The 2,139-nt window shown below is 58.9% G+C and carries 2 protein-coding genes; one reads left to right on the top strand and one right to left on the bottom strand.

Features of this window, described 5'->3' with window-relative positions; all coding sequences use genetic code 11:
• Window positions 1-264: 264 nt before the first annotated feature.
• Window positions 265-1,047 (top strand): universal stress protein, encoded by a 783-nt coding sequence (locus EN935_RS32620; RefSeq protein ID WP_245489113.1) that lies wholly within the window; start codon window positions 265-267, stop codon window positions 1,045-1,047.
• 238 nt (window positions 1,048-1,285) lie between these two features.
• Here the strand turns inward: EN935_RS32620 and EN935_RS32615 are convergent.
• Window positions 1,286-2,139: reverse transcriptase domain-containing protein (locus EN935_RS32615; RefSeq protein WP_127374053.1), on the bottom strand; the 854-nt coding region annotated here is incomplete at its 5' end.

Genomic DNA, 2,139 nt, shown 5'->3' with positions numbered 1-2,139 from the left:
GATCCAGGAAGCTCGGAGAATATTGATCGCCAAAAGAGGTACCGCTCGGATCATGTTCGAGTAGCGAGAGGACCTTCACGATCATGCCGGCCGGAGCACTTCTCACGACAGTGATCGTTCATCATAGAGATTTTTGAAACGTTGCAGGTAGCCCTTCGGCATTTGAGGTTGCCGCATTGTGAAGCCGCGTTTCGCGGCAGGACGTCCGTTGACGTTTTCCCCCAGCCGGGCCGGCATCATCTCCAACCGTGGAAGGAAAGCCCAATGGGTTACAAGTCAATCGTTCTCAATCTCGACATCGACGGAATGGTCACTCCTGTAATCAAGCTTGGTGTCGATCTGGCCCAGCGCTTCGATGCGCGCCTGATAGGTCTCTCGGCTGCCGACGTTCCTCCGCCCGTCGTGATGGAAGGAGGAGTGGCCTTCGAAGGCGAGAGCATGATGCACCAGCGGAAGAACATCGAGCGACGAATTGAGGACCTCCGCGCGGAGTTCGAAGCTCTTGCTGGCGCAACGGTTGATACAGAATGGCGTGGGGCTGTGGGCAATCCGACCCGCTTGCTAATCGACTCGGCCCGCGTGACCGATCTCATTGTCACGGCGTTGCCCGAGGGCGCCTCTTCTGGCAACGTTCATCGTTCCACCGATCTCGGCAGCCTGATCCTTCAGGCAGGGCGGCCTGTCTTTGTCGCCTCGACCAACCAGGAAAATATCCGCATCAACAATCTTGTCGGATGGAAGGACACGCGTGAAGCCAGGCGTGCGGTTACCGATGCTATGCCCTTTTTGCAAATGGCTCAGGCGGTTCGTGTCATTACGATCGACAATGATGCAACCGATGAAACCTGGAACGGTCTGAACGATGTTTGCCTTGCTTTCCTTTCACGGCGTAAAGGCGAAGGCCGAAGTTTTTCCGGAAAAATCCGATGGCGGAACGATCGCCGATGTGGCCGACGCGATGCATGCGGATCTGATCATATCCGGCGCCTACGGCCACAGCAGGTTCAGGGAGTGGATTTTCGGCGGCGCCACCCGCTCGCTGCTTGAAAATGATCGACTGAACCGAGTCATGTCGAATTGATCGCAAGACACCAATAGTGGATGCGCATTGTCAAAAGCTGACAAACCCGCGCATGCCGCCCAGTGCTCGGGAAGTGCCTCAGTTGGATTTCGGTGGGTGGGCGGAGCCGTCCCGTCCGGTGCGACGGCGGCAAGAGATCGAGAGCGGTCGAGTGGCACGGCGGAATTTCACCGCCGTGCTCTCCTAGAACCGTGCGTGAACCTCTCAGCTCACACGGCTCCCGGTATCCGGCTGTTGGGCATGTAGAAGCGGCCAGTGCGCGAAGAGCCCTGGCTTGGTCCTGATGATACGGGCGAGCCACTCGCGCGCGCCTTTCGGCTTTTGCTTGAAGCGCTTGAACTTGCGGCGGGCCCATTTTCTCAGATGGAAGTCGATCCGGCGCAGACTGTCGTACAGCGCCGATTTGTAGAAGTGACTGTAGTAGTTGATCCATCCACGGACGTAGGGATTGATCCGCCGGGCGAGATCCTCAAGGGCTGTGTCGGTCCGGTTTTGGAGACCCCATTGCCGAACTTCCCGACGCATCGCCTTTAGCGCCCCTGGGGACGCCGCTGGCAAGAACGAGACGCCGTATGTCCCATTGGGCCATGCCGTAAACCGCGGCCGGAACGAGTGGCCGAGGAAGTCGAACTGGACCGTGGGATAGCGCTCGCTGCGGTTGGTGTCTGCGCAGTAGACGATTTTTGTCTTCTGCGGGTGGAGCGCCAACCCACACGTCGCGAACCGCTCCGCTAGAGCGGCGCGCAAGGCTTCGGCCGCGGATTGGGTTCGGCAGTGGCAGATCACGTCATCCGCGTACCGCTCAAATGGAACAGCCGGATGGGTTCGTGTCATCCACAGGTCGAACGCGTAATGCAGGAACAGATTCGCCAGGATCGGACTCACGACCGATCCCTGCGGGGTTCCAGCCTCCCGTGGCTCGATGCAGCCATCTTCCCTTTGCACCGGCGCCATCAACCAGCGCTCCACATAGAGCAGTACCCAGCGGCAGTCGGTATGTGCCCGCACAGCCTTGAGGAGCAGATCGTGTGGAATCGTGTCGAAGAACGCCTTTATGT

Source organism: Mesorhizobium sp. M7D.F.Ca.US.004.03.1.1 (assembly GCF_003998635.1).
Taxonomy (GTDB): Bacteria; Pseudomonadota; Alphaproteobacteria; order Rhizobiales; family Rhizobiaceae; genus Mesorhizobium; species Mesorhizobium loti.
This window is presented reverse-complemented; position numbering and strand designations above follow the sequence as displayed.